This window comes from Mesorhizobium sp. B1-1-5 (assembly GCF_006443065.1).
Taxonomy (GTDB): Bacteria; Pseudomonadota; Alphaproteobacteria; order Rhizobiales; family Rhizobiaceae; genus Mesorhizobium.
The window spans coordinates 1-25,563 of the sequence record NZ_VFWS01000032.1; the positions used below are offsets into that span (position 1 = coordinate 1).

The window sequence follows — 25,563 nt, forward strand, 5'->3', positions numbered from 1 at the left end:
AACGGGCAAGGTCGCGAGTTCCGCGCCCTGTTTTCCGAGATCGGCGCAACCGATCTGTGCACCATGCTCGGTGACCCCTCTGGCGAGCACATCGCCACGGTCGAGCACATCATGGCGGCGCTGTTCGGGCTCGGCATCGACAATGTCATCATCGAGATCGACGGCCATGAGGTCCCTATCCTCGACGGCAGCGCCATGGCGTTCGTCGAGGCCATAGACCAGGCCGGCATCGAAACGCTGTCGGTCAAGCGGCGCTACATCCGGATCGTCAAGCCGGTCCGCATCGAGAACGGCGCCTCCTGGGCTGAGTTCAGGCCCTATGACGGCACCCGCTTCGAGGTCGAGATCGATTTCGAAAGCCCGGCGATCGGCCGGCAGCTGTTCGCCTCCGACATCAATCCCGACATCTTCCGCCGCGACATCGCGCGCGCTCGCACATTCGGCTTCATGAAGGACGTCGAGCGGCTTTGGGCCGCCGGCTATGCGCTCGGCTCGTCGCTCGAAAACTCGCTTGTCATCGGCGACGACAACCGCGTCATCAATGTCGGCGGGCTGCGCTATCCCAACGAATTCGCCCGCCACAAGACGCTCGATGCGATGGGCGATCTGGCGTTGGCCGGCGCGCGCTTCATCGGCTGCTTCCGCTCCTATCGCGGCGGCCACCGGATGAATGCCTCGGCATTGCGCCGGCTGCTTTCCGACCGGACGGCCTTCGAGATCGTCGAGACGAGACGTCGCGAGCGCGGCCGCGTCGCCGAGATGATCGCCGTCAGCGGGCCGGTCTACGCGCCCTGGGTGATCTGATTCTTAACCGTTTTCTGGCTTTGTGGTCGGGCTTGTGTTGCATGGCTGCATCACAGGGCCGTCAAAACGCGCGGCTTTGGCCATAGCGTCGGCCTGCCACAAAAATGTGCGATTGGCCGGACATAGCGTTGCCGGGCAAGGGGATAATGGTTTATGGCTTCGGCCCGGGACCGAAACGACGCCGAAGGGGCGGAATCCAAACATGTTTTTTTCGCGAGTTGGTCAATCGGTAACGCCGCGTCGGGGTGTTTTGCTGGCGCTGTCGGTGGTTGCTCCCGCGCTCGTGCTGTCGGCCTGCATGTCCTCCGAGAAGGATGTCAACCTGGCGACCTACGTCGACCAGACCGAGCCGGCCGACGTTCTCTACAACCAGGGTCTGGCCAACATGAATGCCGGCCGCCTCGATGAGGCGAGCAAGAAGTTCGACGCGGTCGACCGCCAGCATCCCTATTCGGAATTCGCACGCAAATCGATGGTGATGGGCGCTTTCGCCGATTATCGCGCCGGCAATTACGACGAGGCGATCGGTTCGGCCAAGCGCTACCTGACCCTCTATCCCTCGACGGACGACGCGGCTTACGCGCAGTACATCATCGGCCTCTCCTACTATCGGCAGATCAAGGACGTCACCCAGGACCAGAAGGAAGCGCGCCAGACCATCCAGACCATGCAGGATCTGGTGACGCGCTGGCCGAACTCCGAATATGTCGGCGACGCCAAGGACAAGATCCGCTTCGCCAGCGACCAGCTCGCCGGCAAGGAGATGCAGGTCGGGCGCTACTATCTCGAGCGCCGCGAATACATCGCCGCCGTGAAGCGTTTCCGCACCGTGGTCGAGAACTATTCCAACACCCGCCATGTCGAGGAGGCGCTCGCACGCCTGACCGAGTCCTACTATGCGATGGGCCTGACCTCGGAAGCGCAGACGGCCGCGGCGGTGCTTGGTCACAATTATCCGGACAGCCCGTGGTACAAGGATTCCTACAAGCTCCTGCAGAGCAACGGGCTTGAACCCCGCGAAAATGCCGGATCGTGGATTTCCAAGGCCGGGAAGCTGATCACCGGCGCCTGAAGCTTGCGATGCTGTCCAGACTGTCGATCCGCGATATCGTCCTGATCGAGAAGCTGGACATCGATTTCCTGCCTGGGCTTTCGGTGCTGACCGGCGAAACCGGCGCCGGCAAATCCATCCTGCTCGATGCGTTGTCGCTGGCGCTTGGCTCGCGCGGCGATGCCTCGCTCGTCCGCCATGGCGCCGCGCAAGGCCAGGTCATCGCCGTGTTCGACGTGCCGCGCAACCATCCGGCACGCGCGATGCTCGCCGGAAACGACATCGAGGACGATGGCGACATCATCCTGCGCCGCGTGCAGACGGCCGATGGCCGCACCCGCGTCTTCGTCAACGACCAGCCCTCCAGCGTCACCCTGATGCGTGATGTCGGCCGCGCCCTGGTCGAGATCCATGGCCAGCATGACGAGCGGGCGCTGGTCGATCCCGGCGCGCATCGCGAATTGCTGGACAGTTTCGGCGGCCATCTGGGCGCCGTGCGCGGCACAGGCGAAGCCTGGCGGTACTGGCGAAACTGCGAGCAGGAGCTTTCCCGGCATGGCGCCAAGGTCGAGGCGGCGGCGCGCGAAGCCGATTATCTGCGCGCTTCCGTGGCCGAACTCGCAAGACTCGACCCGCAGCCGGGCGAGGAAACGGAGCTTGCGGAGTTGCGCGCGACGATGATGCGCGTCGAAAAGATCGGCGCCGAAATCCATGATGCGCAGGATGTGCTGTCGGGGCCGTCCTCGCCCTTGCCGCAGCTCGCCAGCCTGTTGCGGCGGCTGCAGCGCAAGTCCAGCGAAGCGCCCGGCCTGCTCGACGACGTGGTGAAATCGCTCGACGAAGCGATGATCTCGCTCGACGCCGCGCAGTCCGGGGTGGAAGCAGCGCTTCGCGCCACCGAATATGATCCACAGCGTCTGGAGAAGGCGGAAGAACGTCTGTTTGCGCTGCGCGCCGCCTCTCGCAAGCACAGTGTCGCGGTCGACGATTTGGCGCAGCTGCGCGACACGATGGTGGCCGATCTTGCCGACCTCGATGCCGGCGAGGAGCGGCTGCACGCGCTGGCCAAGCAGGCCGCCGCGGCACGCGAGGCCTACGATATTTCCGCGGCGCAGCTTTCGTCGCTGCGCCATGCGGCGGCGGCGGGCCTGACCAAGGCTGTGATGGCGGAACTGCCGGCGCTCAAGCTCGAACGGGCCGAGTTCATCGTCGAGATGGGAAGCGATGCCGAAAGCCGCATGGAAGAAGGCATTGACCAGGTCGAATTCTGGGTGCGCACCAATCCGGGCACGCGGCCGGGACCGATGATGAAGGTCGCTTCCGGCGGTGAGCTCTCGCGCTTCCTTTTGGCGCTGAAGGTGGCGCTGGCCGATCGCGGCTCTGCGCCGACGCTCGTGTTCGACGAGATCGACACCGGCGTCGGCGGCGCGGTGGCCGACGCCATCGGCCAGCGGCTGGCGCGGTTGTCGAAGCGGGTGCAAGTGCTTTCGGTCACGCATGCGCCGCAGGTCGCGGCGCGCGCCGCCACGCATTTCCTGATCTCCAAATCCGGCGGCAAGGACCGTGTGGCCACCGGCATTGCCGAAATGGACCGCGCGGCGCGCCAGGAGGAAATCGCGCGGATGCTGGCCGGCGCCACCATCACCGACGAAGCGCGCGCGGCAGCGGAGCGGTTGCTGCGCGAGAATACGGCTGCCGCATAGGATGTGTCGATATTCAGGTGAGGCCGGTCTGCGAACGGCGGTTTCCTGCGCTTCCGGTACTCACGTACTTCAAGTACGCTCCGCTCCGGTTCTCGGAGACCACCCTTCTCGACTCGGCCTGACCTGAATCTCAACACATCCTTGGTGCTTGATTCTCCGGCCTTGAAAGCAGAGTCAGCTGATGGCTGCATCGTGCTGTTCAGCAATGATTTTTGCGCAAGCCCACTCCCTGCCGTCAAATCCTGATTTATAGTGGCGCGCCACAATCCAAGGACTGATGCATGTCGGAAAAACCCGTCGATTCGTTGAGCGAAGGCGAAGCCGCGGATGAGCTGAAGCAACTGGCGGCGGAGATCGCCGAGCATGACCGGCGTTATCACGCCGAGGACGCGCCGACGATCACCGATGCCGAGTATGATGCGCTGCGCCGGCGCAACCTCGCCATCGAAGAGCGCTTCCCCGATCTCGTGCGCGAGGATTCGCCGACGCGGCGGGTGGGCGCCCCGCCCGCGGAGGGCTTTACCAAGGTGCGGCACGCGGTGCCGATGCTGAGCCTCGCCAAGGCCTACACCGACCAGGACGTCGCCGATTTCATCGAGCGCGGAAGGCGTTTCTTCGACCGCGACAAAGACCTCGACATCGCCTTCACCGCCGAACCGAAGATCGACGGGCTGTCGGCCTCGCTGCGCTACGAGAGCGGCGTGTTCGTGCAGGGCGCGACGCGTGGCGACGGCACGGTCGGCGAGGACATCACTGCCAATCTGAAGACGATTGGCGACATCCCGAAGAAGCTGCAGGGTTCGGGCTGGCCGGAAATCATCGAGATCCGCGGCGAGGTCTACATGACCTATGCCGAATTCGAAGCTTTGAAGCAGCGTTCAGCGGCGGTCGGCGGCCAGGATTACGTCAATCCGCGCAACACCGCGGCCGGCTCGCTGCGCCAGAAGGATCCATCGGTCACCGCCAGCCGCAATCTGAAATTCTTTGCCTATGCCTGGGGCTATACGACAGCGGACCCCGCGCCGACGCAGTTCGATTCCGTACAGAAGTTCAAGGAATGGGGCTTCAAGGTCAGCCCGTTGATGGTGCGAGCGAAGTCGATCGACGACCTGATCGCGCATTACCACCGCATCGAGGAGCAGCGCTCCTCGCTCGGCTACGACATCGACGGCGTCGTCTACAAGGTCGACCAGCTCGAGCTGCAACGCCGCTGGGGTTTCGTCACCGGCGAGCCGCGCTGGGCGGTCGCCCACAAATTCCCGGCCGAGCAGGCAATGACGACCGTCGAGAAGATCGACATCCAGGTCGGCCGTACCGGCACGCTGGCGCCGGTGGCGCGGCTTGCGCCGGTCACGGTCGGCGGCGTGGTGGTCGAGAATGTCACGCTGCACAATGAAGACTACATCAAGGGTTTCGACAGCAACGGCCAGCCGATCCGCGACGGTATCGACGTGCGCATCGGCGACACGGTGGTGATCCAGCGGGCAGGGGACGTCATCCCTCAGATCGTCAGCGTCGTCGTCGACAAGCGGCCGGCCGGCGCGGTGCCTTATGAATTCCCGCATACCTGCCCGGTCTGCGGCTCGCCGGCGACGCGCGAGATCAACGAGAAGACAGGCAAGGAGGATTCGCGCCGGCGCTGCACCGGCGAGATGATCTGCGCCGCGCAGGCGGTCGAGAGGCTGCGTCACTTCGTGTCGCGCGGCGCGCTCGACATCGAAGGCCTCGGTGCCGAAAACATCGACCTGTTCTTCAATTCGGGGCTGGTGAAGACCGCCGCCGATATCTTCACGCTGAAGGACCGAAGGCCCGCCGTCACCAGGGCGCTGGCCGAGCGACGCGAGGAGCAGGCGAGGCTGCGCGAGGAAGCCTCCGGCAAGGCGCGCAAGAACGTGCGCAGCGTCGAGGAGCGCAATTATGAAGGCCTCGACAAGCTGTTTTCGGCCATCGACGCGCGCCGCGAGTCGGAGCTCGATCGTTTCATCTTCGCGCTCGGCATCCGCCATATCGGCGAGACGACGGCGGCCGTGCTTGCCCGCCAATTCTCGACCATCGAGGAACTGATCCGTGTCGGCAAGGAGATGGCGAAAGCGGAGGATCCGCACAGCGTCTTCCCGTCGATCAACGGCATCGGCGACACGGTGATAAACGCGTTGCGCGACTTCTTCGGCAATGAGCGAAATGACGATGTGCTGGACGCCTTGCTGGCGCAGGTTCATCCGAAACCCTACGTCATGGAATTCTCAGCCGGCAGCGAAGTCTTGGGCAAGACGGTGGTGTTCACCGGCTCGCTGGAAAAGATGACGCGTTCGGAAGCCAAGGCGATGGCGGAGCGGCTCGGCGCCAAGGTCGCGGGCTCGGTTTCGGCCAAGACCGACCTGGTGGTGGCGGGTCCTGGTGCCGGCTCGAAGCTGAAAGTTGCGAGCGACCTCGGCATCGAGGTGATCGACGAGGACACCTGGCTGCAGCGCATCGGCAGGGGCGGCTGATGACTGGCGCGTTCAAGGGTTTTGGGCCGAAGGCCATTCCGTTCCTGAAGGCGCTCGACTTCCACCAGAGCCGCGAGTGGTTCCAGGAAAACCGCGACCTTTACGACAGCGAGCTGCACGGGCCGTTCTGCGATCTGGTCGAGACGCTCACAGAGCGTTTCGAGGCGGCCAAGCTCGGCTTGCGCGGCGACCGCAAGAAATCGCTGTTCCGCATCAATCGCGACGTGCGCTTTTCCAAGGACAAGCGGCCCTACAACCGGCATCTCTCGGCGATCCTCTCGCCCGACGGCACCAAGATGGAGCAGGGCGTCTTCTATGTGCATATCGGGCTCGAGCGCTGCTTCGCGGGTGTGGCCTGGTGGCAGCCGGCGCCTGAATTGCTGCAGGCGATGCGCAAGGCGATCGTGACCAAGCCGGCCGCGTTCCGCGGCATGGTCTCGTCGCTCAACAAGGCCGGCCTCGCGCTCGATGCGGAAGACCGCCTGAAGCGGGCGCCGCGCGGTTTCGAGGATATCGGTGACGAGGATCTCGCCCAGGCGGTGCGCAGCCGGCATTTTGTGGTCCGGCACGAAATCGATCCGGCGACGATCCACTCGCCGGCGCTGGTCGACGATCTCGTCGGCTTCACGCTTGGCGCCAAGCCGCTGCTCGACTGGGGCAGGGCGATCCAGGGAACGGCCGTCGCGGCCTGACGCCGCCTCCGGCAGTCGCCGGGCTTACATCCGCATCAAGAGACCGCCATCGACGGCAAGCTCGATCCCGGTGATATAGCTCGCGGCGTCGGAGAGCAGGAAGAGCGCGGCGTTTGCCATGTCCTGCGGCGTGCCGATGCGGCCGAGCGGCGTATAATTCGCCACGGCGGCGCGCTTTTCGTCGGTGTCCCAGCGCGCCTGCAGCGGCGTCAGCGCCATGCCGGGGCAGATCGCGTTGGAGCGGATGCCGTCGCCGGCAAGCTGCATGGCAAGCGACTTCGACAGCGCGCAGACGCCCGCCTTCGAGGCCTGATAGGCATCCTGAGGCTTCGGATCGCCGCGATACCATTGAATGGTCGAGAAATGCACCATGGCGCCGCCGCGGCCGCCGGCGCGCATCTGCGGAACGACCGCGCGTACGGTGTGCACAAAGGACTTCAAATTGATATTGAAGACCTGATCCCAGACGTCGAGGTCCATCTCGAGCGCCGATTTGTCGCGACCGAACCACAATACGCCGGCGACATTGGCGAGATAGTCGATGCCGCCGCGCTCGCGGCCCGCCGCACCGATGGTCCGCTCCACGAAGGCCGCGTCGGTCAAATCGCCCTGGGCGAAGGTGAGCCGGTCGTCGTACGAGGTGAGGGAGGCCGGACGCGACTTGATGTCGATGGCGGTGACGGAGGCGCCGGCATCGAGCAGCGCCAGCGCGATCGCTTCGCCCATCCCGCCGCCGGCTCCGGTGACGACCGCATGCCGGTCCGTGAAATCATAGACGACCATTCATTTCCCCTCGGTTCTTGCTGCAAGGCGCGACGCTATCTCTGCGCCAGGGCGCGATCGTTCGACAATAGGGGCCGGCAAAAAATCCCATCCGACGCCGGGCAGGCGTCGCACATCAGGGACTTCGAACGGCAGCGCTATTTCGTCAGCTGAGCAGTGGAGAACTTCCAACGTTTTGCAACACCGGCGATCAGTTCCGCTGATCATTGGGTCAGGCGAATTGGTGTGACATTGAAAGCGACGCTCCCTAAATGAAACCGCTCTTAAGGCGCGTCGCGCTGAACGAATCCAGGCGACGCGCTTTAAGTCTTTTTGTTGATGCATGTCGTTGTCCCAGAACCGCTGCGCACTTCTGGGCGACATGCACGAGGAGCGGTGCATGGCAGCGGAAGCAATCTCTGAGGGCAGAACGGGCAGCGATTTCTGGGACGGCGTGCGGCTTTCAATGCCGGTCGTCGTTGCGTCGGCGCCGTTCGCGGTGCTGTTCGGCACGCTTGCGGTCGATAATGGTTTTTCCGTCCTCGAAGCCTTCCTGATGAGCGCGATGATCTATGGCGGCGCCAGCCAGATGGTCGGCATCGAGCTGTTCGGCCAGCACGTCGCGCCATGGTTGATCGTGCTGTCGATCTTTGCGGTGAACTTTCGCCACGTGCTCTATTCGGCCGGCATCGGCCGGCGCATCGCGCATTGGCCGCTGCTGCAGCAGGCGCTCGGCTATTTCATCCTGACCGACCCGCAATTCGCCATCGCCGAGGCGAGGGCGGAGTCCGGCCGTCCCGTCAGCTTCGTCTGGTATCTGGGGCTAGGCCTGCCGGTCTATGTGTTTTGGGTGGTCGAAAGCGGATTGGGCGCGGTGTTCGGCAAGCTGATCCCCGACACGCATGCGCTGGGCATCGATTTCCTTTTGCCGATCTATTTCCTCGGCCTGGTGCTCGGCTTTCGCAAACGGCCGCTCTGGGCGCCCGTCGTCGCCGCCAGCGCCGTCGCCTCGATCATCGCCTATCGAACCGTGGGCTCGCCCTGGCATGTCTCGATCGGCGCGGTCGCAGGCATCCTCCTGGCGGTGATCCTGCCGCCGCATCACAGCGGCGTGGGCAAGCGGCCATGAGCACGACCTTCTGGATCATCCTGGCCGGCGCCGTCGCCACCTATCTGACCCGTGTCGGCGGCCACCTCGTCATCTCGCGCTTTGAGACCATTCATCCGCGCGTCGAGGCCGGCCTCAACGCCGTGCCGGCCGCGGTGCTGACGACTTTGGTGGCGCCCGAGCTCTTGCATGCCGGGCCCGCTGAGTGGGCGGCGCTGATCGTCACTGTGCTGGTGTCGCTGCGCGGCGGCCTGATGGCGATGTTCTTGGCCGGTGCGGCGGCACTGATAATCGCGCGCCAGTTTGTAGGGTAGCTTTCTAACCTGCATGGTTGGCGCTGCCCCTCATTGCCCTGCCGGGCATTTCTCCCCGTAAACGGGGAGAAAGACGCTCACCTCAAATCTTGGCGTCGTGGGGCAGCGGCGCGGTGGCCTTCTCCAGCCAGGCCAGCGTTTCGCCGTCGACCATCGGGCCGATCTCGGAGAGCACCCGGGCATGATAGCGGTCGAGCCACTGCAATTCGTCCCGGTGCAGCAGGTCGGTGCGGATGAGCCGCTTGTCGATCGGCGCCAGCGTCAGCGTCTCGAAACCGTGCATGGCGATGTCGCCGCCTTCGATCTGCTCCGCCGGCGTGACCAGGATCAGGTTCTCGATTCGGATGCCGTAGGCGCCTTCCTTGTAGTAGCCCGGTTCGTTCGACAGCATCATGCCGGCCAGCAGCTTTTCTGTGCCGGTGCGGGCGATGCGCTGCGGCCCTTCATGCACGGCAAGGTAGGAGCCGACGCCGTGGCCGGTGCCGTGGGCGAAGTCGCAGCCATGCTTCCACAGCGCCACGCGGGCAACGGCGTCGATCTCCGAACCGCGCGTGCCGGCGGGGAAGCGCAGCGTCGAGATGCCGATCATGCCCTTCAGCACGAGGGTGAAGCGCTCGCGCATCTCCTCGGTCGGCTGGCCGATCGGCACGGTGCGGGTGATGTCGGTGGTTCCGTCCTGATACTGACCGCCGGAATCGAGCAGGAACAGCTCGCCGCTCTCAAGCTTGCGGCTGGTGGCGCGCGAGACGCGGTAGTGCATGATCGCGCCGTTTGGGCCGGCGCCGGAAATCGTGTCGAAGGAGACGTCGCGCAGCGGCATCTGCGTTTCCTCGCCGGTCTGCCGGCGCACCTCCTCCAGCTTGGTGACGACGGCGATCTCGTCGAGTGAGCCAGGCGGTTGGCGGTCGAGCCAGCACAGCAGCCTGGCGACCGCGGCGCCGTCGCGGCGATGCGCGGCGCGGCTGCCGGCGATCTCGGCCTGGTTCTTGGTCGCGCGGGGAATACGCGCAGGGTCGGCGGCCAAAACGACCGTGCCGCCATTGTCCTCGACCAGCATGCGGAGCTTCTCCGCCGCCAGCACCGGATCGAGCGCGATTTTCGCGCCACCCTTGGCGAGCTCGATGATCGCGGCTTCGAACTCGCCCGGGTCATGCGGATCGGCAAGCTGGGTGAGATAGGCCGCGACCTGGCGCGGGAATTTGCGCTGGTCCATGAACAGCTGATGCTTGCCGTCGGCGGCGAGGATGGCGAAGCCGAGCGCCAGCGGCGTATGCGGCACGTCGCCGCCCCGGATGTTGAAGGCCCAGGCAATCGAGGAAGGATCGGTCAGCACCGCATGGGTGGCGCCTTCCTTTTCGATCGCGCCCGCCAGCCGTTTGAGCTTGTCCTTGGCTAGCTCGCCGGCGAGGTTTTGCGGATGGATCTCGACAGGCGCACGCGGCGGTTCCGGCTGATCCGTCCAGATGACGTCGATGGGATTCCTGTCGAGCGGCACCAATGTTGCGCCGGATTGCTCGGCCGATGCCTTCAGCGCCTTGACCTCGCCGATCGTGTGCAGCCAGGGGTCGAAGCCGAGCCTTGCGCCCTTGCCGAGATTGTCCTTGATCCAGCTGGCCGGCGGATTGTCGATGAGGCTTTCGACGGTGAAGATCGACAGGTCGACCTCATTGCGCACCTGCAGCGTGTAGCGGCCGTCGACGAAGATGAAGGCGCGGTCGCGCAGCACGATGGCGACGCCGGCCGAACCCGAAAAACCGGTCAGCCACTTCAGCCGCGCCGAGCGGTCGGCGACATATTCGCCCTGGTGCTCGTCCGCGCGGGGAACAAGGAAGCCATCCAAACCATTCTCAGCCAGCCATTGCCGCAGCAGCGCCACACGCGGCTCACCGACGGCAGGATCACCAGCGGAATCAAAGGTCTGGAACATTTTTGGCCTCTCTTCGATGCTTGTTGCGAGCGTAGCGCATGACCCCGGAAATCGGAATCGATTTCGGCAGGGCCAGATCGGCTGGATGCAATCCGGCCTCAGTGCTTGAGGTGGATGGTCACCCAGCCCTCGCGATGCAAGGTGCGCACGTGGCGGAAGGCTTGGCCGACATAGGCCGAGATCACCGCGTCGCGCTGCCGGTCGAGGATGCCGGAGAGCACCAGCGAGCCACCGAGCCCGATGTGCTTGGCCATTTCGGGCGCGAGCCGCATCAGCGGCCGGGCCAGGATGTTGGCGACGATGAGGTCGAAAGGCGCGCGCCTGGCGAAGATCGGATGATGGAAGCCGGGTGCCGTCACCGTCTCGACCAGCGCCTTGACGTGGTTAAGGCGGGCATTGGCGGCGGCGACGCGGACGGCGACCGGATCGATGTCGGTCGCCAGCACCGGGATATGCGCGAGCTTGGCCAGCGCGATGGCGAGCACGGCGCTGCCGGTGCCGAGGTCGAGCGCATTGCGCGGCCGCTCGCGCAGCACCACCTGCTCCAGCACTTCGAGGCAGCCGGCGGTGGTGCCGTGGTGTCCGGTGCCGAAGGCAAGGCCCGCCTCGATCTCGATGGCGAGGTCGCCACTGCGACGCTTGGCCCGGTCGTGCGAGCCGTGGACGAAGAAGCGTCCGGCGCGGACCGGCTTCAGGCCTTCCAGCGAGCGCGACACCCAGTCCACGTCGGGAAGGACCTCGCGCTCGATCGCCTTCGGCAGGCCGAGACCCGCGAGGATATCCTTGACGCGCGCCTCGACGGGATCGACGTCGCCATCGGCATAGAGCGACACTTCGTGGATATCTTTTTCCTCGTCGAGCTCCAGCACGGCGATCGGCAGGCCGTCCTCCTCGAAGGCGGCGTCCAGTGCGGCAAAGATGCGGTCGGCCTCGAGCTTGTTGGCGGTGAAGTGGAGCCTAGTCTGGCCCATCAGGTCTGCCCACCCGCAGCCAGCCGCTTCAGCTTGGCTATCGCGGTGTCGGCGCTCTCGCCATAGGCGATGGTGCCGGCGAAATCGCCCTTGGCGTTGAGCAGCAGCACCGAGGCCGTGTGGTCCATCGTGTAGTCGCCGTCTCCGGTGTCGACCTTCTTCCAATAGATACCGAAGGCCTTGGCCATGGCGTGCACCTTGTCCGGATCGCCGGTGATGCCGGTGATGCGGTCGGAGAAGTTGCTGACATAGGTGTTCATCGTCTCCGGCGTGTCGCGTTCGGGATCGACGGTGACGAAATAGGCGTTGAGGTCCTTGCCGCTGTCGCCCATCGTCTTCAGCCAGCCGGCGAGTTCAAACAGTGTCGTCGGGCAGACTTCAGGGCAATGGGTGAAGCCGAAGAACACGACGCTGGGGTGTCCCCTGAAGGCGGCTTCGGTGATCGGCGCGCCTTTCTGGTCGACCAGCGTGAAGGGCGCGCCGAAGGGCTCGCCGCCATAGTGGCCCCGGTACCAGTCGAATGTCAGCCAGCCGATGCCCGCCGCCATCAGGACAAGAATGCCGACCAGGATTGAGCGCATCATCGGTGAATGTCCGTTGCTTTGGCTGGAAGCCAGTTTGGCGACAGTCTTAGCGGGTTGGCGCCGGGCGCGCAAAGATGTCGCGTTGCCGCAAGCGGCCGGGCGGGCCGATCGGCTTGCAAACGCCACGATCCTGTCCCACCTGACATCGGCAAACGTAAACCAAGGAGGCTTCCTTGCGAAAACTGATCGGCTTGTTCGCCGCCTGTCTTGCCCTGAGCGCCGGCGCGGCCATGGCTGACGAAGTGGGTAAAGTGGGTGTCGACTGGGTCGGCAACGACATCATGGTCGACGCGATCAAGGACCCGAAGGTCGACGGCGTCACCTGCCATGTCGCCTATTTCGACCGCAGCATCATCGACCGGCTGCATAAGGGCAACTGGTTCGAGGATCCTTCCGATTCGTCAATCTCCTGCCGCCAGACCGGGCCGATCACCATCGGCGACATCGACATGGGCGAGAGCGGCGAGGAGGTGTTCAAGCAGGGCCTCAGCCTGATCTGGAAAAAGCAGGTGGTGAACCGCATCTACGACAAGAAGAACGAGACGCTGATCTATCTGTCGCATTCGCGCCAGGTGCAGAACGGCTCGGCGAAGATGTCGGTCACGACCGTGCCGCTTTACGGCCAGAACGTGGTGTGGACCAAGGGCAAGCCGCAATAGCTTCCGACAGGCCTTGCCGGGACAGGCCGCGCTTGCGGGGCCGTCCCCGCCGGCGTAAAGCCCCCTTATGGATCGTCCTGAAAACCTCGTCCTCAAGGATCCCGAGCCGCGCATCCATCCGACCGCGGAGCTGAAGGCATGCAAGCTCGGCCGCTATGCCTCGATCGGCGAGCGGGTGATCCTGCGCGAGGTGAGCGTCGGCGATTTTTCCTATTTCGAACGCCATTGCGAGGCGATCTACACGACGATCGGCAAGTTCTGCTCGATCGCCGCGAACAGCCGCATCAACGCGCTCGAGCATCCGATCGAGCGGCTGACGCAGCACAAGGTCAGCTACCGGCCGAACGAGTATTTTCGCTGGCTGGGCGTCGACACGGCTTTTCGCGCGCGGCGGCAAGCAAAATCGGTCAGAATCGGCCATGATGTCTGGATCGGACACGGCGCGGTGATCATGCCGGGTGTCGCGATCGGCAACGGCGCGATCATCGGCGCCAATGCCGTTGTGACGCATGACGTCGCGCCCTACACGATCGTCGCAGGCGTTCCGGCAAAGCCGCTGCGCCGGCGGTTCTCGGCCACTGTCGCGGCGCGCATCGAAGCCCTCGCCTGGTGGGACTGGGCGCCCGAGAAACTGGCGAGCGCAATCCCCGACATGCAGGCCATGCCGATCGAAGCCTTTCTCGATCGTTGGGAAGAAACGCTCACTGACGCGGGCAGAACGCCGTCGAGCACATGACCGGCGCTGTCCGACCGGTCCCCTTCCGGGAATCAAATGCCCCTTCCGCCATGCGGGGGTGGCGCAGCGGAAGGGGCTGGAGGTAAACCGCCGTGAAGCGGAAGGAACAGGCTTTCGGCCTGCAACCGCACTATGACGCACAATCGGATAAGGTGTTTCTTCGCGCGCCTGCGCTTTCTGCGTGTATGCGATTGCGGCTGCGAAGGCGAAAATTCAATCCTCGGGAACCGGAGAAGGCGGCAGCTTGTTTCTTCGCAAATGCTTGAGCATCCACGGTCCAGGGAATTACATGATCGAGAAGGTTTTTACGAGGATAGCCAACCATGTGGCCCATCTGGCGGGTCTGCCGCCCACCTTTGCCGTCTGTGTGCTGATCGTGGTTATATGGGCGTTGAGTGGGCCGATCTTCGGGTTTTCGGATACTTGGCAGCTGGTCATCAACACCGGCACCACCATTGTCACCTTCCTGATGGTGTTCCTGATCCAGAACACGCAGAACCGCGACGGCGCCGCGATCCAGGCTAAGCTCGACGAGCTGATCCGCGTCAGCCGCGCCCACAACCGTTTCATCGGCATCGAGCACCTGACGGAGACCGAGGTCGAGGAAATACGCGCCAAATGCGAGGCGGCGGCAAAGCGGCACGACCGCAAAATCGCCGAAGCGGCGGCCAACAAGGCCGTGGCCGAAAAGAACGGCACCAAGGGCAATCGCAAGATCGCCCAGACGGCTGCAAAGAAAGCCGTCGGGGGCAAGAGCGGCTCCAAGAAGAAAGCCGCCGCGTGACCGGACTGTCAGCGGTACATGAAGGCCGCGAAGGCGTCCTTGTGGTCGGGATGCCAGCGCGACAAGGCAGGGCGGTTCTCGATGATGTCGCCGATCGCCCAGGCCATGCGTTTTTCATCCGTCGACCGTGCCACCTCGTTGTCGGGGCACAGGATGTAGAAGTCGTCGTCCAATAGCGATGTCAGCATGAAGTCGATCACCTGCTCGCCGGTCCAGGCGCCGGCGGGCTTTTCCGTCGCGCCTTCGGTCAGGCCAGTATAGGTGAAGCCCGGGATCAGCAGATGCGCCGACACCTTGGCTCCCGGCTCGTTGCGCAGCGCATGCGCCAGCCCTTCGGTAAAAGTCTTCACGCCGGCCTTGGAGACGTTGTAGGCGAGGTTGCCGGGCGGCGTGGTGATGCCCTGCTTGGACCCGGTGTTGATGATCAGGCCCGGGTTTCCGGCGGCGAGCATGCGCGGCGCGAAGGCTTCGACGCCATGCACGACGCCCCAGAAATTGATGTCCAGCAGCCGCTTCCAGGCGTCGCGGTTTTCCCACGGCTTGCCCGGATTGTTGCCGACGCCGGCATTGTTCATCAACACCGACACCGCACCGAAGGCGCCGTAAGCGAGGTCCGCCAGCCGGTCGACCTCTTCCGCCCTTGAGACATCGGTCGGGATTGGGAGGATGGCATCCTCGCCGCCGATCGCGGCGACCGCCTGCTTCGCCTGGTCGAGGCGCATGCCGCCGATGTCGGCAAGCACCACCTTCATGCCCATTGCCGCGAACCGTTTTGCGGCTGCAAGGCCGATGCCGCTGGCGCCGCCGGTGATCACGGCGACATTGCCGGAGGCGAAGGCGGGCAGGGCGGTCTGGATCTGGGCGTCGCTGGTCATGAGTTCCATCCTTGTTCGGGTCGGGCCGAACTTAACGCCGGGCGCAGCCGAGGCAAGGCCGGTTGGTCCCATCATTGACGGCAAAAGCCGCAACGGGTTGACGGCAAGAGCCGCAACGGGTTGACCATCGCAGCGCTCGCCGCGCATGTTGTCCCAAAAAGGAGTTCGGCATTTGACCGACTGGATCGGAATCCTGAAGGAGCAAACCGTCAACGGCGACCAGATGAGCCGCGAGGTGCCGAAGATGCTCGCCAATCCCGACATCAGCGAGACGCAGGTGAAGACGCTGTTTGCGGCGCTGGAGGAGCAGGCGGATTTCGCCGAGAAGCTAAGGCTGGCGCTGGAGAAATTCGGCCATGACTTTCCGATCATCAAGGCGGCCGAGAGGCTGGAGGAGCGCTATGCCGACCTTGCCGCCTCGGCGGCGGAAAAGCTGAAAACCATGCGGAAGTAAGCGTTATTTCTCGACCAACCGTTCGAAGCGCTTGTCCGGCACAAACCAGATGGTCGCTACAAGCACATAGATCGCCACGCTGATCCACTGGTTGAGGAAGCTGAGCAGGACGGCGGCGATATAGAGCGCCAGCGAGATCTTGCCTTTGTTGTCACGGCCGACGGCCTTGGCGAAGGTCGTGTCGGCGCCGTGCAGATGGCGCAGCTTGAGGACCAGGATTGTGTAGGCGACGGCGCAAAGCGCGAGGTCGATGCCATAGACGGCGACCGGTACGGGCGCGAAGTGGTTCTCTCCCATGAACGCGGTGGTTGCCGGCATCAGCGACAGCCAGAACAAAAGGTTCAAGTTGGCCCACAGCACGCGTCCATCGACGCGCTGCACGGTGTGGAACATGTTGTGCAGGTTGTTCCAGTAGATGCCGACATTGATGAAGGACAGCACATAGCAGAAGAAGACCGGCCACAGCGGCAGAAGCGCTGAGAAATCTTCGCCATGCGGCACTTTCAGCTCCAGCACCATGATGGTGATGATGATGGCGACGACGCCATCGGTGAATGCCTCGACCCGTCCCTTGCCCATGGTTCCTCCTCGTCGGCCGACAAAAGCTACGCGAGGATTTCGCACAAGACCATCCTGTCAGGATTGTCAGGAGGACGTTCGGTGGCTGGAACAGCGCCATTATACAGGCGTTGGGCTTGCAACCCCCGGAGGCTGCCATGACCAGCTACGCTCAAACCATGACGCGTGACAATGAGCTTGGCGGCGGCGCCGCAATGGCCGTCGTCGCCGCCATGATCGCTGCGCTTTTTGCCGGCAGCACCGCGCTGACGCCGCTTTACGTGATCTACAAGCAGGCCTTCGGCTTCTCGCAGGTCACGCTGACGCTGGTCTATGCTGTCTATGTGGTCGGCAATCTGGCGGCGTTGCTGTTTTTCGGCCGCCTGTCGGATGTCGTCGGCCGCCGCCCCGCCGCGCTAGCGGCGATGGGCGTTGCCGTGGTCAGTGCGTTATTTTTCCTGTTCGCCGAAAACCTCGCCTGGCTCGACATCGCCCGCATTCTCAGCGGGCTCGGCATCGGTGTCGGCGCGGGGGCGGGCACCGCCTGGCTGGCCGAGCTGATCGAAGGCAAGGACAAGTCACGCGCCGCCGTCATTGCCACCAGCACCAATTTTGTCGGCCTCGGGGCCGGCGCGCTCATGTCGGGGCTGCTCGCCCAATATGCGCCCTGGCCGCTCAGGCTGACATTCGCCGTCTATCTCGTCCTGCTTGCGCTGGTGACCCTGCTGATCTGGCGCACGCAGGAAACCGTCTCCAGGCCCGGACGGTTCTCCGAGGTCTCGCTGCGGCCGAGGCTTTCGGTTCCCGACGATATCCGCGCGCAGTTCGTGGCGCCGGCGGTGACCGGCTTCGGCGCCATGGCGCTGGTCGGCTTCTACGCGGCGCTGGCGCCGAGCATCCTGGCGCAGCAGCTGCATGTGATCAATCATGCCGAAGCCGGCGGGCTTTTCTTCGAGCTGTCGATTGTGGCGGCCATCACCATCGTCGGGACCACATGGCTCTCCAGCCGTTCCACCATGCTTGCCGCGCTGGTGCTGATGATCCCGACCGTGGCGCTGATCGTGGCGGCGCAGGTCTATGCCTCGATGGTCCTGATGATCGTTGCGACGGCGGTCTGCGGCGTGGCGGCGGCGCTCGGCTATCGCGGTGGCCTGCAAGTGGTGAATCAGATCGCGCCCGCCGACCGCCGCGCCGAGGTGGTCTCGGCCTTCTTCATCTGTTGCTTCTGCGGCAACGCGCTGCCGGTGATCGGTATCGGCATCCTGTCGAGCCTGGCGAACGCAACCATCGCAAGCTTGGCCTTTGCCGGCATGATCGTCGTCTTCTCGCTGGTGGCGCTTGGCTTCGGCGTTAAATACGCGCGGTAGCGGATTTTCACGTTTTCCTTTCGTCGCGGATTTTAGCCGTTCGGCGTCTCCGGCAGGAGCTGCGCGCGCTGGCGCGGCACGCCGAGGCCCGTGTCGGGCGGCTCGCCCGCGGCCGGCCGGTCCTCGATCATGTGCATCGTGCGCCAGCGGCCGAAGCGGTAGTAAGCGGCGGCGAGCGCCAGCGAGGCGATCGAACCCGCCGGAAAGCTCCACCACAGCGCCTCCTGGCCGATGACGCTGCGCATGGAATAGGCAAAGCCGGTGCGAATGATCAACACCGAGATGATCAGGATGATCAGCGGCGGCATGACGGCGCCGGTCGCGCGCACCGTGGCGAACAGCACGATCGTGACGCCGAACAGGACGAACGACCAGGACGCCACCTTGTTGATGTGGGCGGCGATGTCGATCGCGGCGCTGTCGGTGCTGAGGAAGAGGCTGAGCACCGCGCGGTCGAAGACGAAAAGCAGCGCCACCAGCGCGCCGGTCAGCACCAGGTTGAAGCCGACGCCCGACGCCGCGACCCTGCCGATGCGGTCCCAGCGCCCGGCGCCGACATTCTGCGCCGCCATCGAGGAAACCGCGGCGCCGATCGCCAGAGCCGGCATCTGGATATAGGTCCAGAGCTGCGCGGCGATGCCGTACGCGGCGGCGACCTGGGAGCCGTAGGAATTAACGATGCCCATCACGGTCAACGCCGCCGCCGAGATGACGATCATCTGCAGGCCCATCGGAATGCCCTTGGAGACGACGATCCGCAGCAATGTCGGGTCGGGCCGCAGCAGCGCGAGATCGCTGCCCGCCAGCCGCAGCGGATGTTTGCGCACATAAAGCACGATCAGGATGGCGATCACGCTCACCGTCTGGCCAACAAGCGTCGATGTTGCCGAGCCGGCGATGCCGAGTTCGGGGAAGGGGCCGATGCCGCGGATCAGCAGTGGATTGAGCACGACGTCGAGCACGACCGCCAGCGCCATGAAGACGAACGGCGTGCGCGAATCGCCGGCGCCGCGCAGCACGGTCATGACGAAGGACAAAAGGTTCATCATCGGCACGGCGATGAAGATGATGCGTAAATAGGCGCGCGCCAAAGGCAAGGCATCGACCGGCGTGCCGAGTCCGGTCAGGATGACGTCGACCCAGATCCAGCCGCAGACGGCGAACACGACCGAGACGAGAAAGAAGAAGGTGGCGCTGGTACCGACGATGCGCTTCGCCTCGGGCAGGTCGCGGGCGCCGACCGATTGCGCCACCAGAATGGTCGCCGCCATGCCGATGCCGAAGACGGTGCCGAGAATGAGGAACAGCACCAGATTGGCGTTGGAGGTCGCCGTCAGTGCCGCCTCGCCGAGGAAGCGGCCGACCCAGACCGCGTTGATCGAGCCGTTGAGCGACTGCAACACGTTGGAGCCCAGCACCGGCAGTGCGAACAACAGCAGCGTGCGCGGAATGGGGCCGCTGGTCAGGTCGCCGGTCCGCCGCCGGGTGGTCTGTTTGTCATCCATGTTGTCACCCATGGTGGTGAGGCCGAAACTGAATCAGGCCCGCGATGCTATCGCAGGCCTGATGTTCATGCATCCCTTCAGAAAAGGCGTCGGCTGCCGCGGCAGCCGATCCTATCCCATTACTGAGTGGTGTTTCCAGAAAGGCCGGGGAGTGTGACCTGATAGACCAGGAAGGTGGTGTCGACATCGGCGCCGTCCTCGGCTTTGTACGCAGCGCCGACCTGGAACCGTCCTGGGTGAGGAAGTCATTGTCGTTGGCGACGAACAGGAAATAGTCGTCGGGCAGCTTCGGATCGAGCACCGGCGCCAGCGACATCGCCTCCCACTTCTCCGAGAGGTTGTTCTTGTCGTTCGGCGCGCCATTGTGCAGGCCGAAACGGCCGAGCTCGCCCTTGTCGTTGATGTCGATAAACGGCGTCAGCTTCGCCGGCGTCACCGACGCATCGAGCATGCCTTTCGGCGCGACCGGCTTGTCGGCGGCGTCGAACGGGCCGTTGGCGATATCGGTGGCGGCGGAGAGGTCGACGATCTCGATCTTGCGGTAGAGCGATTCATCGCCCTTGACGCCCTGACCGTTGCCTGAGTCGCGCGCCAGCATCAGGAAGCTCTTGTCGGAGAGCGCGACGATCTCGCTCTGAGCGGCCACCTTGGTCTTGCCCTTGGCGTCCGTGAACACCGGCAGCGGCACGACATATTCATGCGCCAGCTTGAGATGGGCGAGATCGGAAGCGTCGTAAACCAGCGCGCGGGTGTTCTGGCGGGTCGAGCCGGAATCGCCGCCGTCCTGGCGGGGCGCCGACTGCAGCACGGCGATCAGGAACCTGCCGTCCGGCGTCATCGACATGCCTTCTAGGCCCTGGTTGTTCTGGCGACCGGTTTCGGGATCCTTCGGATCGGGCTCGGCAGCGCCCGGGCCCGGGTTGTCGGACGCGAAGTTCGGCTTGCCATGGCGCATCGGCACCAGCGCCGCGGGCGGTTGCGTCGCCGACATCAGACGGCCTTCGGCCGAGAAGCGGTAGATATTGGGACCATATTCGTCCGAGATGAACATCGTGCCGTCCGGCAGCCGCACGATCGCTTCGTCGTCCAGCGCCAGCTTGCCATTGGCCTCAGGCAGGATCGGCATGTCGCCAGCGGCGGCGCGCACGCCGTTCGACGGATCGAGGCCGGTGGCGTCGGCGCCCTTGTCGTCGGTCAGAAGCATCGTGTCGGCGAGCGTCGCCTTGACGCCCGACTGTTCCTGTCCGGCGGCGGGTGCCGCGCCAGGAGCGGTCGGGGCCAGCTCGATGGAGATGGTGTTGAGGCGCGGGCGATAGTCAGTGGTGCCGACGACATTGTAGCCGCGGTCCGGCAGCAGCCAGAGCGAACCCTTGTAGGTAGCCCCTTCACGCGTCCAGGATTTGGTGTCGATCGCCATGCCCGAACCTGAACCGAAGGTCTCGCCGAACTTGTCCTTCTGGTTGGCCGGGATGCGGCCGATGCCGATGAGTCCCTTGTTGACGTAAGCGACGCCGTCGGCGAGCGCCGGCGTCATGGCGGTAAACAGGACAAGTGCCGCGCCGAGCGCGACGGTTCGGTTGAGATGTTTCATCGATATCCCCTTCTTGACGAGCAGAGCGGCCTGGAAGGAACGCGCATCGGCGATGCGGCGAGCCGGTTCCCGTCGAGTGCGGTCTAGGACGTGAACGTGATGGTTGCGTGACAGTTTCCTTCTCCCCTTGTGAGAGAAGGTGGATCGGCGCGTAGCGCCGAGACGGATGAGGGGTGTTCCAGCGGAGTGAGACGTCTGCGTTCCCTGGAACACCCCTCATCCGTCGCCTTCGGCGACACCTTGCTCCCACAAGGGGAGAAGGGAAAGCGCCTCCGCTCAATCGCTCTCTCTTGCGATCAGTTCCAGCGGCCAGACTTCGCGGATGATGCGCGTGCCTTCGGGGCCGGCGAAGGCGGAAAGCGAAGCGAGCAGCATCTCGGCCAGCCGCCGGCCCATGGGCTCCAGCGACGGACGGAAGGCGGTCAGCGTCGGCGAGAAGTAGCGGCAGAGCGGCGTGTCGACGATGACGATCACGGCCATGTCATGGCCCGGCTTGATACCCATCTCGGCCAGCGCCTTGCAGCCGCCGAGCGCCATCGCGTCATTGTTGAAGATGATCGCCGTCGGCGGGTTTTTGGAGCGCATTACTTGCGGCGTCACCTGGTAGCCGCCGGTCTCGTTGATGAAGCCATCGGCGATCAGGTTGGGGTCGACCTCGATACCGTGCCGCTTCAGCGCCTTGCGGTAGCCGTCGAGGAACAGGTAGCCGAAGTTGAGATCAAGCGAAGGGCGGATGGCGGCAATGCGGCGGTGGCCGCGCGCGACCAGCCGGTCGACGGCTTCATCACCCGCCCTCTCGAAATCGATATCGAGTGAAGGATACGTGTCGCCGCCGGACTGACTTCGGCCAAGCGTGGCGAAGGGAAAGCCGGCCTTGCTGAGATAGTCGATCCGATCGTCTTCCCTTCGCGTATTGGCCAACACGACCGCGTCGGCCCGGCGCGTCTCGACCACGCGGCGCAACCGCTCCTGCTGATATTGGCCCGGCTCACCCATGACGACCATCAAATCCAGGTCATGCTCGGCGAGCCGCGCCTGCAGGCCGGTCAGGAACGGGATGAAGAACGGCTCGCCATATTGCTGGTCGCCGGGATGCGGCTGCAGCATGAAGGCGATGGAACGGGTGGCGCCCTGGCGCAGGCTGCGGCCTGACTGATTGGGCGAATAGTTCAGCTTCCTGGCTGCTTCGAGCACACGTTGGCGTGTGTCGGCATTGACGTCGGCACGGCCGTTCAGCGCCCGCGACACGGTGCCGATCGAGATGTTCAGGTGACGCGCGAGATCGTGGATGCTGGACGCCAAGGACGGATTCTCCCCCTGCCTTGGCTAGCACCGGCTGCCGCTCGGGCCAAGGCTTCGGGACGATTTTTGCAAGCAGCCGGTTGACATTCTACGCCATCGGGTGTGTTGTCGTAAACGTTTACGGAAAAACGTTTACGGTGACGCCGTGGACGCCGTGACATCCGGTCTGGAGGGACCGGCGGAGGAGGAGCGCTGGATGATGAAGGTCGTCCTGGCCGGGTGCGGAGCGATGAGCAAGCACTGGCTCGATGCCGTGAAGCAGATCGACGAGCTCGCCGTTGTCGGCGTCGTCGACCTCGATGCCGAGCGGGCCCAGGCGAGGGCGCGCGAATACGCGCTCACCAACGCCGTCATCGGCACCAACCTCGACGCCGTCCTCGACCAGACCAAGCCCGATGCCGTGTTCGACGTCGTGGTTCCCGCCGCGCGCCGCGAGGTCGCGCTTTCGGCCTTCGCGCACAATTGCCATCTGCTCACCGAGAAGCCGCTGGCCGACAGTCCCGACAATGCGCGCGCCATCGTCGAGGCAGCGCGCCGCGCGGGGCGCATCCACGCCGTCGTCCAGAACCGCCGCTATGTCGCCAATGTCAGGCGCATCAGGCGCTTCCTGGACTCCGGCGTCATCGGCAAGCCGACCAGCATCCACGCCGACTTCTTCGTCGCGCCGCATTTCGGCGGTTTTCGCGAGGAGATGGCCCATGTGCTCCTGCTCGACATGGCGATCCACACGTTCGATGCCGCGCGTTACATGGTCGCCGGTGAGCCGGCCAGTGTCTATTGCCAGGAATGGGAACCCGTGAATTCCTGGTACAGGCAGGGGTCGTCGGCCAGCGCCGTCTTCGACCTCGGCGGCGGCAAGATCTTCACCTATGCCGGCTCCTGGTGCGCCGATGGTTTCCGCACGAGCTGGGAGGGAAGCTGGCGCATCGTCGCCGAGCGCGGCAGCCTTTTGTGGGACGGCCATGACGGGCTGAAGGCGGAGGTGATTGCGTCGGGCCGCGACGGGATCATCGACAAGACCCAGCCCATCGCAGTGCCGCCGCTCGATCCCGCCGACCGTGTCGACGGCCATGTCGGCATCATCCGGGATTTCATGCACGCGATCGAGACCGGCGTCGAGCCGGAGACGCGCGGCGCCGACAACATCAAAAGCCTGGCCATGGTCTTCGGCGCCATCGAGAGCGCGGAGAGCGGGCGGCGCGTGACAATCGCCAAGGAAGCACAGTGATGGCAAACCCGCTTCTCGATATCAGGATCGGCACCATGGTGCGGGCCAATCTCGACGATCCGGCGGCCTATGTCAGGCAGATCCTGCCGCTCGGCTTCGAGAGCATCCAGCCTTTCTTCTGGCAGACACTGGGCGGCAAGGACCTGAAGCGCCTGGCGGGCGAGATCCGCGAGGCGATCGGCGACGCCGATGTGACCGTGTCCTCGATCGGGGTGTTCGGCAACCCGCTCGAGAATGGAGAGGTCGATCGCGGTGTGCTGGCAGCCTGGGAGACGGTGATCGACAATGCGCATCTGTTCGGCGCTTCGACGGTCAGCGGCTTCACCGGCCGCATCCGCGGCAAGAAGCTGACCGACAGCCTGCCGCGCTTCCGCGAGGTGTGGGGCCCGCTAGCCAAGCGTGCCGCCGACAAGGGCGTGCGCATCGCTTTCGAGAATTGCGCGATGGACGGCAACTGGGCGAGCGGCGATTGGAACATCGCGCATAACCCGGATGCCTGGGAGCTGATGTTCAACGAGTTGCCAAATGACAATCTCGGGCTGGAATGGGAACCCTGCCACCAGCTTGTCTATTTGATCGATCCGATCCCGCAGATCCGCAAATGGGCGCCGCGCATCTTCCACGTCCACGGCAAGGACGCGACGGTGCGCTGGGACGTCATCCGCGAGCATGGCGTGTTCGGCCGCCTGCCATTCGTGCAGATGCGCACGCCGGGCTTCGGCGACAGCGACTGGACGCGGGTGATCAGCGAGTTGCGGCTGGCCGGCTACAAGGGCGCCATCGACATCGAGGGCTGGCACGACCCGGTCTATCGCGGCGACCTCGAGATCACCGGACAGGCGCGTGCGCTCGACTATCTGAAGCAATGCCGGGGAGGGAACAGCTACCTGCCCAATCCGGCTTGAGGCCAGGTTCGATGTGAGGATCGGCCGGCGGGAGGAGCCGGCCGACCGAGGACGCAGATCAATTCGAAACCCTCTATCGGGAGGGGTCTAAAAGGGAGGAACGTGCATGACGACCAGAAGGACTGTTCTGCGCTCGACCGTCGTGGCGGCTGCCACGGCGCTCTGCGCCTCGATCTCTGCCTTGCCGGCGCACGCGCTCGACGCGCAATGGTGCAAGGACGTACACATCCGCTTCTTCGTCGGCGGCGCCGAGGGCGACGCCTTCGGCACCATCGTCTATAATGGCGCCAAGCAAGCGGCGGCCGATCTCGGGCCGAAGGTCGACTACATCTTCTCGCAGTGGGACGTCGAGAAGATGGTGCAGCAATTGCGCGAGGCGGTCGCGGTCAAGCCGCAGGGCATCGCCATGATGGGCCATCCGGGCGATGCCGCGATCATGCCTTTGGCCGAACAGGCGCATAAGGACGGCATCAAGATGATGTACCAGAACGTGCCGGTGCCGAAGGTGGTGGCGGCGTTCGGCGGCGGCTATGTCGGCGCGCAGCAGGAGCAGCAGGGCCGCGCGCTCGGTGTCGAGGCGTTCAAGCTCGGCAAGCTCAAGTCCGGCGACAAGGCGATCATGATCGGTCCGTTCGAGAATGAAAGCCGCGGCGCACGAGAGCGTGGCACGGTGGCGGCGCTGAAGGAGGCGGGCGTCGAGGTGATCCAGCTCTCGTCGCCGCCGAGCGGCGAATGGGCATCGGATCCCAACCTCGCCATTCCGGTGATCACCGCGGCGCTGCTCAACCACCCCGACGTCAAGGCGGTCGGCTATCCCGGCGGCCAGATGCTCGGCAACGTCGCGACCTATATGCAGGCGGCAGGCCGCAAGCCCGGCGACATCTTCAACTTCGGCTTCGACACCAGTCCGCAGATCGTCGAGGGCTTCAAGGGCGGCTGGGTGCAGCTGACGGCCGACCAGCAGCCGTTCCTGCAGGGCTATCTGCCGATCCTCAGCCTCTGCCAGCAGGTGGTGCTGGGGCTGGCGCCGATGAATGTCGACACGGGCGCTGGCTTCGTGACGCCGCAGAACTACGAGATCGTCTCAGAGCTCGCCAAGCAGGCGTTGCGCTGACCTCCCAGGCAGCCGGCCGGGCTTGCCCCGGCCGGCTGGACCGCCGGCGACGAGGCCGCCGAACAGACATTGCAAGCGAG

Annotated in this window: 23 protein-coding genes and 1 pseudogene; 15 read left to right on the forward strand and 9 right to left on the reverse strand. The window is 64.7% G+C overall.

Annotated elements, in window-relative coordinates:
- The 5 genes from lpxC to FJ980_RS13175 all read left to right on the forward strand — a co-directional run.
- Positions 1 to 804 (forward strand): UDP-3-O-acyl-N-acetylglucosamine deacetylase (lpxC, locus tag FJ980_RS13155; protein ID WP_140543302.1); only part of this gene is annotated, 804 nt, incomplete at its 5' end.
- Between the two features lie 202 nt (positions 805 to 1,006).
- Positions 1,007 to 1,876: an outer membrane protein assembly factor BamD gene (locus tag FJ980_RS13160; protein WP_095769002.1), complete on the forward strand. Its 870-nt coding sequence runs from the start codon at positions 1,007 to 1,009 to the stop codon at positions 1,874 to 1,876.
- 8 nt (positions 1,877 to 1,884) lie between these two features.
- Positions 1,885 to 3,558 (forward strand): DNA repair protein RecN, encoded by a 1,674-nt coding sequence (gene recN / locus FJ980_RS13165; protein WP_140543303.1) that lies wholly within the window; start codon positions 1,885 to 1,887, stop codon positions 3,556 to 3,558.
- Between the two features lie 281 nt (positions 3,559 to 3,839).
- Positions 3,840 to 6,047 (forward strand): NAD-dependent DNA ligase LigA, encoded by a 2,208-nt coding sequence (ligA, locus tag FJ980_RS13170; RefSeq protein WP_140543304.1) that lies wholly within the window; start codon positions 3,840 to 3,842, stop codon positions 6,045 to 6,047.
- The gene (locus tag FJ980_RS13175) at positions 6,047 to 6,739 is read left to right on the forward strand and encodes a TIGR02453 family protein (protein WP_140543305.1); all 693 of its coding nucleotides are present in this window, start codon (positions 6,047 to 6,049) and stop codon (positions 6,737 to 6,739) included. Before ligA ends, FJ980_RS13175 begins: the two co-directional genes overlap by 1 nt.
- Positions 6,740 to 6,763: 24 nt before the next feature.
- On the opposite strand, the gene FJ980_RS13180 is transcribed toward FJ980_RS13175, so the two are convergent.
- A complete protein-coding gene (locus tag FJ980_RS13180; protein ID WP_140543306.1) occupies positions 6,764 to 7,522 on the reverse strand; it encodes an SDR family oxidoreductase in 759 nt (252 codons plus the stop codon).
- Positions 7,523 to 7,901: 379 nt separating this feature from the next.
- Here FJ980_RS13180 and FJ980_RS13190 point away from each other — a divergent pair, with 379 nt between their 5' ends.
- The gene (locus tag FJ980_RS13190; protein ID WP_140543308.1) at positions 7,902 to 8,630 is read left to right on the forward strand and encodes an AzlC family ABC transporter permease; all 729 of its coding nucleotides are present in this window, start codon (positions 7,902 to 7,904) and stop codon (positions 8,628 to 8,630) included.
- Positions 8,627 to 8,923: an AzlD family protein gene (locus tag FJ980_RS13195; RefSeq protein WP_140543309.1), complete on the forward strand. Its 297-nt coding sequence runs from the start codon at positions 8,627 to 8,629 to the stop codon at positions 8,921 to 8,923. Before FJ980_RS13190 ends, FJ980_RS13195 begins: the two co-directional genes overlap by 4 nt.
- An 82-nt stretch (positions 8,924 to 9,005) precedes the next feature.
- Here FJ980_RS13195 and FJ980_RS13200 read toward each other — a convergent pair whose 3' ends face one another.
- From FJ980_RS13200 to FJ980_RS13210, 3 genes are all read right to left on the reverse strand, one after another.
- The gene (locus FJ980_RS13200; protein ID WP_140543310.1) at positions 9,006 to 10,850 is read right to left on the reverse strand and encodes an aminopeptidase P family protein; all 1,845 of its coding nucleotides are present in this window, start codon (positions 10,848 to 10,850) and stop codon (positions 9,006 to 9,008) included.
- A 98-nt stretch (positions 10,851 to 10,948) separates the two neighbouring features.
- Positions 10,949 to 11,821: a 50S ribosomal protein L11 methyltransferase gene (locus tag FJ980_RS13205; RefSeq protein ID WP_140543311.1), complete on the reverse strand. Its 873-nt coding sequence runs from the start codon at positions 11,819 to 11,821 to the stop codon at positions 10,949 to 10,951.
- Positions 11,821 to 12,405, reverse strand: coding sequence for an SCO family protein (locus FJ980_RS13210; RefSeq protein ID WP_095769018.1), 585 nt, complete (start codon positions 12,403 to 12,405; stop codon positions 11,821 to 11,823). The genes FJ980_RS13205 and FJ980_RS13210 overlap by 1 nt, the downstream gene beginning before the upstream one ends.
- A 230-nt stretch (positions 12,406 to 12,635) precedes the next feature.
- On the opposite strand from FJ980_RS13210, the gene FJ980_RS13215 reads away from it, so the two are divergent.
- The 3 genes from FJ980_RS13215 to FJ980_RS13225 all read left to right on the forward strand — a co-directional run bounded on the left by FJ980_RS13215 (position 12,636) and on the right by FJ980_RS13225 (position 14,584).
- On the forward strand, positions 12,636 to 13,064 hold the full coding sequence (locus tag FJ980_RS13215) for a CreA family protein (RefSeq protein WP_246676409.1): 429 nt from the start codon (positions 12,636 to 12,638) through the stop codon (positions 13,062 to 13,064).
- 67 nt (positions 13,065 to 13,131) lie between these two features.
- The gene (locus FJ980_RS13220) at positions 13,132 to 13,800 is read left to right on the forward strand and encodes a DapH/DapD/GlmU-related protein (RefSeq protein ID WP_140543313.1); all 669 of its coding nucleotides are present in this window, start codon (positions 13,132 to 13,134) and stop codon (positions 13,798 to 13,800) included.
- A gap of 289 nt (positions 13,801 to 14,089) precedes the next feature.
- A complete protein-coding gene (locus tag FJ980_RS13225) occupies positions 14,090 to 14,584 on the forward strand; it encodes a low affinity iron permease family protein (protein WP_181164811.1) in 495 nt (164 codons plus the stop codon).
- Positions 14,585 to 14,592: 8 nt separating this feature from the next.
- On the opposite strand, the gene FJ980_RS13230 is transcribed toward FJ980_RS13225, so the two are convergent.
- Positions 14,593 to 15,459 (reverse strand): SDR family NAD(P)-dependent oxidoreductase, encoded by an 867-nt coding sequence (locus FJ980_RS13230; RefSeq protein WP_140543314.1) that lies wholly within the window; start codon positions 15,457 to 15,459, stop codon positions 14,593 to 14,595.
- A gap of 172 nt (positions 15,460 to 15,631) precedes the next feature.
- On the opposite strand from FJ980_RS13230, the gene FJ980_RS13235 reads away from it, so the two are divergent.
- Positions 15,632 to 15,913 carry a hypothetical protein gene (locus FJ980_RS13235; protein WP_140543315.1) on the forward strand — a complete coding sequence of 94 codons (282 nt, stop codon included), beginning with the start codon at positions 15,632 to 15,634 and terminating at the stop codon, positions 15,911 to 15,913.
- 3 nt (positions 15,914 to 15,916) lie between these two features.
- On the opposite strand, the gene FJ980_RS13240 is transcribed toward FJ980_RS13235, so the two are convergent.
- A complete protein-coding gene (locus FJ980_RS13240; protein ID WP_140543316.1) occupies positions 15,917 to 16,492 on the reverse strand; it encodes a TMEM175 family protein in 576 nt (191 codons plus the stop codon).
- Here FJ980_RS13240 and FJ980_RS13245 point away from each other — a divergent pair.
- Positions 16,468 to 17,838 (forward strand): MFS transporter, encoded by a 1,371-nt coding sequence (locus FJ980_RS13245; RefSeq protein ID WP_246676408.1) that lies wholly within the window; start codon positions 16,468 to 16,470, stop codon positions 17,836 to 17,838. The two genes, FJ980_RS13240 and FJ980_RS13245, sit on opposite strands and share 25 nt — an antisense overlap.
- A gap of 32 nt (positions 17,839 to 17,870) precedes the next feature.
- Here FJ980_RS13245 and FJ980_RS13250 read toward each other — a convergent pair whose 3' ends face one another.
- The 3 genes and pseudogenes from FJ980_RS13250 to FJ980_RS13260 all read right to left on the reverse strand — a co-directional run bounded on the left by FJ980_RS13250 (position 17,871) and on the right by FJ980_RS13260 (position 22,236).
- A complete protein-coding gene (locus FJ980_RS13250) occupies positions 17,871 to 19,343 on the reverse strand; it encodes an MATE family efflux transporter (RefSeq protein WP_140543317.1) in 1,473 nt (490 codons plus the stop codon).
- A 119-nt stretch (positions 19,344 to 19,462) separates the two neighbouring features.
- Positions 19,463 to 20,934, reverse strand: a pseudogene (locus FJ980_RS13255) (esterase-like activity of phytase family protein).
- A gap of 276 nt (positions 20,935 to 21,210) precedes the next feature.
- A complete protein-coding gene (locus tag FJ980_RS13260) occupies positions 21,211 to 22,236 on the reverse strand; it encodes a LacI family DNA-binding transcriptional regulator (RefSeq protein WP_140543318.1) in 1,026 nt (341 codons plus the stop codon).
- Positions 22,237 to 22,432: 196 nt separating this feature from the next.
- Between FJ980_RS13260 and FJ980_RS13265 the strand changes: the two genes are divergently transcribed.
- The 3 genes from FJ980_RS13265 to FJ980_RS13275 all read left to right on the forward strand — a co-directional run bounded on the left by FJ980_RS13265 (position 22,433) and on the right by FJ980_RS13275 (position 25,483).
- The gene (locus FJ980_RS13265; protein ID WP_140543319.1) at positions 22,433 to 23,464 is read left to right on the forward strand and encodes a Gfo/Idh/MocA family oxidoreductase; all 1,032 of its coding nucleotides are present in this window, start codon (positions 22,433 to 22,435) and stop codon (positions 23,462 to 23,464) included.
- Positions 23,464 to 24,369, forward strand: coding sequence for a sugar phosphate isomerase/epimerase (locus FJ980_RS13270; RefSeq protein WP_181181190.1), 906 nt, complete (start codon positions 23,464 to 23,466; stop codon positions 24,367 to 24,369). The genes FJ980_RS13265 and FJ980_RS13270 overlap by 1 nt, the downstream gene beginning before the upstream one ends.
- 106 nt (positions 24,370 to 24,475) lie before the next feature.
- Positions 24,476 to 25,483 carry a substrate-binding domain-containing protein gene (locus FJ980_RS13275; RefSeq protein ID WP_140543321.1) on the forward strand — a complete coding sequence of 336 codons (1,008 nt, stop codon included), beginning with the start codon at positions 24,476 to 24,478 and terminating at the stop codon, positions 25,481 to 25,483.
- The last annotated feature ends 80 nt before the right edge of the window (positions 25,484 to 25,563 follow it).